Below are 455 nucleotides of genomic sequence, written 5' to 3' on the forward strand. Positions count from 1 at the left end.
ATAGTTACAATTGGCCATCAGGAGCTACGATTGTTTTAGCATGTACCGCATTTTTTATTCTTGCTTTTTTATTCTCACCAACAAAAGGAATTTTATTTCAGAAAGGAAGCAGATAGATGAAAACAAAGAAATCACTTTTTTTGATCCTGGCAATTAGTTTATTAACGTTAGTTGGTTGCGGAAAGCAAACTTCAGATCAAGCAGACGAAGTAAGTAAAGAAAAGCTGTCAGTCGTAGCAACCAATTCGATTTTGGCGGATATGGCAAAAGAGGTTGGAACAGATAAAATAGATATCCACAGTATCGTACCAGTCGGAACAGATCCGCATGAATATGAAGTACTACCAGAAGACATCAAAAAGGCAAGCGACGCAGATGTCATTTTATACAACGGATTGAATCTTGAAACAGGTAACAGCTGGTTCGATAACTTGATGGAAACAGCTAAGAAAGAA

Annotated in this window: 1 protein-coding gene; it reads left to right on the forward strand. The window is 37.1% G+C overall.

Annotated elements, in window-relative coordinates; genetic code table 11:
• Window positions 1–116: 116 nt before the first annotated feature.
• Window positions 117–455: metal ABC transporter solute-binding protein, Zn/Mn family (locus tag FCS21_RS17770; RefSeq protein WP_171035734.1), on the forward strand; the 339-nt coding region annotated here is incomplete at its 3' end.

Origin of the sequence: Colwellia ponticola (assembly GCF_005885605.1) — a bacterium.
Classification (GTDB): domain Bacteria; phylum Pseudomonadota; class Gammaproteobacteria; order Enterobacterales; family Alteromonadaceae; genus Colwellia; species Colwellia ponticola.